6 protein-coding genes and 1 pseudogene are annotated in these 3,525 nt (G+C 32.2%); 3 read left to right on the forward strand and 4 right to left on the reverse strand.

Translation table 11 applies throughout. From position 1 onward, the window contains the following. On the reverse strand, positions 1-118 hold a 118-nt coding region (locus F6K22_RS43700), incomplete at its 3' end, for a helix-turn-helix domain-containing protein (protein WP_483244189.1). 191 nt (positions 119-309) lie between these two features. Here F6K22_RS43700 and F6K22_RS35995 point away from each other — a divergent pair. From F6K22_RS35995 to F6K22_RS36000, 3 genes are all read left to right on the forward strand, one after another. Continuing rightward, entirely contained in the window at positions 310-747 is a 438-nt protein-coding gene (locus F6K22_RS35995) for a hypothetical protein (protein ID WP_293109405.1), read from the forward strand. A 152-nt stretch (positions 748-899) separates the two neighbouring features. Beyond that, entirely contained in the window at positions 900-995 is a 96-nt protein-coding gene (locus tag F6K22_RS43705) for a hypothetical protein (protein ID WP_483244188.1), read from the forward strand. Positions 996-1,209: 214 nt separating this feature from the next. Further along, complete coding sequence (locus F6K22_RS36000; RefSeq protein ID WP_293109407.1) at positions 1,210-1,482, forward strand: hypothetical protein; 273 nt, start codon at positions 1,210-1,212, stop codon at positions 1,480-1,482. Between the two features lie 391 nt (positions 1,483-1,873). On the opposite strand, the gene F6K22_RS36005 is transcribed toward F6K22_RS36000, so the two are convergent. The 3 genes and pseudogenes from F6K22_RS36005 to F6K22_RS36010 all read right to left on the reverse strand — a co-directional run bounded on the left by F6K22_RS36005 (position 1,874) and on the right by F6K22_RS36010 (position 2,771). Continuing rightward, complete coding sequence (locus F6K22_RS36005; protein WP_293109408.1) at positions 1,874-2,209, reverse strand: XisI protein; 336 nt, start codon at positions 2,207-2,209, stop codon at positions 1,874-1,876. Continuing rightward, a pseudogene (locus tag F6K22_RS42725) lies at positions 2,197-2,343 on the reverse strand (element excision factor XisH family protein); the annotation flags it as partial. The gene F6K22_RS36005 and the pseudogene F6K22_RS42725, both read right to left, overlap by 13 nt. 164 nt (positions 2,344-2,507) lie before the next feature. Beyond that, on the reverse strand, positions 2,508-2,771 hold the full coding sequence (locus F6K22_RS36010; RefSeq protein WP_293109410.1) for an element excision factor XisH family protein: 264 nt from the start codon (positions 2,769-2,771) through the stop codon (positions 2,508-2,510). Between the last annotated feature and the right edge of the window lie 754 nt (positions 2,772-3,525).

Here is a 3,525-nt window from a genome sequence, read left to right on the forward strand (position 1 = left end):
TGTATTTTTCGTTATTCAGTACACCTTTTAAAATTCCCATTTGTAGATTATTTAGGTGTTTTCCAGTTTGCTGAAAGACCAAATCATCAATTGAATTTAAAACTGTTTGCCAGTCCATTGTCTTAACAATTAATTTTTCTGAATAGCTTATCCGCTATTATCCTTCATTATCCGTCCTTTTTACATTTTTTAACAAAATATCCGTTTTTATCCGTCCTTTTCCGACTTGTAGATATGAAAATGAGCGAATTAGAATTGTATGAGATGGATAATTATAGGAAAAAAACAGTAAACAAATAAGGTAAGAAAATGTCAAAAGTAATTCCAGAATTTATTAACTCAACAAAAAAAAGCTTGGTTCGTTCTTTAGCTTTAATTGTTGCTGCTACATCTGCTGTAATTTTATTATCAGCAACTTCTACGAATGCTCAAGGTGGTCCTTTGCGAGGAAGAGTAATTAATATGTGGGAATGTACAGAAAACTATGGTGTTTTAAAAGGTCATAACCTAGCTGTTGTTAAAGTATACGATGATAGAACTGGTAGAGAACCAAGCACTTTTGTTATTTACTCTACTCATCCTTCTCATGGTCTCGACCGACCCGAATTTTTAGAAATGGCTAGAGATAGCAGGAAAAGTGAAAAATATTTAGACTTTTACTGGAGCGAGCAAAAAGGTAGTAACGTTTGTGGAGTTACAAGACCTGATCGTTATCATTTCTTGAGAAATATGCGCTATAGTCGCTAAAGTTTTAAAGGTTGTAGTTGTAGGTTGGGTTGAGGTAACGAAACCCAACACAAGCAATTTTTCCCTAAACCCTGTCTCTAAATCTATAAATCTATTTTTATCGAACGGTTATAAGTGCTATAATTCAACCAACCAATTCTCGAAAAAAACCGATGGCTGAAATTACTATAGACAAGACTAAACTAAAAGAGTTGCTGAAAGTAGCAATTATTGAATTACTGCAAGAACAAAAAGAAGAATTTTCATAAATTTTAGCAGAAACCTTAGAAAATATATCGATCAAAAACGCAATTCAAGAAGGTAAAAATAGCGAACCAGTTAGCCAAGAACAAATCTTCAAAATTCTCAATAAAAAACTATGAATATTGAGTTTAGAAAGAGCTTTGAAAAATATTTGTTAAAGTGTGTCGATATTGATTATTAGTATTATTTAAAATAATCATTTTTTTCAATCAAATAATTATGAATGAATCCAAATTACTAACTGTAAAATTAAGTTACCAAGATTACAATCGCCTTACTAAAGAAGCTCAAAGATTAAATTTACCCATAAGTATTTTAGCCCAAAGATTACTTAAATTCAGCCTAGAAGAAATTCCACCTCAATTTGACAAACAAAAAGCAAGAGAAGCAATAGCTGGTTTGCGGGAAATTGGCAAAAATTTGTCACTCATAGATGGAGTAGCGATCGCCCGTGAAAGTCGAGAAGAGTTAGAGCAAAGGTTTATTTTTTAGCTAATAATGAATCTTGTTATTGATTCTAATTCACTAATAGTTCTTGTGAATAACGATCCTCGCAGTAAAGCAGCTTAACTATCAGGTCATCATCAAGGTTGTCGATTATGATACTGCTGATTTTTCTTGCTTTTTTTAGTTACTCTATAATTATACCATTTTGAAAAAATAATGTTACAAATAGTAATAACGATAAAAAGATTTTACAGGAAATGTCTCTTTGATTAAAAAGATGATTTATGAGCTAATAAATAGGAAAGAAGCTATTCATTCTGACTCCTGACTCCTGACTCCTGACTCCTAATAAATAACCTATCTATTTGTAGCAAAAATTTATCAATTTGGTATTAGTCGTTATACTTCATTGCCAAAGTTAAGACTAAACTTTAATTTAAGCTACAGAAAAATCAATTAAATGCCGATTTTTTGGACGAATAAATCCCAAAACAATATCTTCTTTAGGAATCTCCAATTCTAAAAGTTCTAAAGCAATTCCTCCTTCAGTTCCATCTGACTCTATCCAGATTTTTTCTCCCACAATTCGCAGATGCAAAATCACAGCGTAAACTCGTCCTGTTTCATCCCATCCTGTATCAATCAACAAGTAATTATCAGTTATTGAATCGCAAATAAATAGTGGTTCAATATTTCCATGACTAGGTTTACATTGGGCATGTTTTTGAATAATTTGACTAATTATTTTTCGGTAAAATTCTAATTTAGCCATTGAATAATTACCTCCCTATCTGGATTAAAAATTAATAGATAAATTGTTTGGTCGCTGACAATATCTTGAATAGCAGGCTTTTGAAAAAAATCTTGGTAAACCTCTTGAGAAATTGCTAAATATAATTTTCGCTCTGGGTTAACACGACTTCAATAATTAATAATTAATAATTAATAATTACCTCTTCTTTTTAAGAAGAGAATTGGTTAAAAAGGAATTTTTTTTCTTCTCAAGGGGAGATTGGATATGGCGCACTTCGGAGCGGCTCTTTAAGAGCGGGAAACCTCGCCATCCCATCCTACGAAATGCTCCGCAAACGACCGCTTTTTTCTCCACGGCGAGTGAGAGGCTTTAAACCTTTATTTTTCGGTAATATAGTTCGATACATATTATACTTACCAATTGCTTTTTGTAGTTCGGTTACTTGTGAAGGACTATTAAAAACTTTGATTTCTACGGCAATTTTCTGTTCTGCTCTTTCAGCCGCTAATAGTTTTTCTGCTCCTAAATCTGCATATAAACGCAATCCTTTATATTCTAGAGTATAAGGATCGTCAGTGATAGTTCAGCGATCTTTCCTCAATCCATTCTTAACTTGGTTGTGATACAAATCGTACTGTGGCATTATCTAAATTTGGATTTGGATTTATTGAAAATAGAGGATTCAAAAAAAAATATTCTGCTCATTACAAATCTTCTAAATTTACTTCAACTAAATTTTGACGCTCTTTAACATTTTCAATTGCTTTTAATAGTCTATTTTTGTTGCTTTCTGACTTTAAAAGATAATCTGTTAAATCAAACTCTGAAACAACTATCTCAATTTATTTGGCTCCAAATTTAGCTTGAATTTATTCTAGAAAATGATGGTCGATTTTACTAGCTTTTAAACGATAAACTGTTGACATAATTTTTGCCTGTTTTTGTTAATAACTAATATAGGGTTTCCCAGAGTCTAATGGTACATCTATTTTTATTTTTATTCTATTCCTTGTTTCCTGTTCCCAGTTAAGTGTTCCCTGTTCCCTAAAACCTAGAATTTTGTACCTCACAAGTATGGGAATTGCTATAATAAAGTTTTTAATAGAGAGCAGGTAAATATTTGCTCACTTTACTAGCACTTCTACTTTGAAAATGTGGGTGGAAAAAACCTAACCCCCCGACTCCCTTCCCTACCCTATCCCTGATAAGGAACTCCTGAAAACCTTGTGGGAGGGTGGGAAGAGGGGGGAGTCAGAATCTTGGGGTGCATTTCTCAAAAAAATATCTAATTCAATACACTTTTATGAGAAAAAAGCTTTTCAAATGACTTATAC

The sequence above is a fragment of the Okeania sp. SIO2F4 genome (genome assembly GCF_010672385.1).
Classification (GTDB): Bacteria; Cyanobacteriota; Cyanobacteriia; order Cyanobacteriales; family Microcoleaceae; genus Trichodesmium.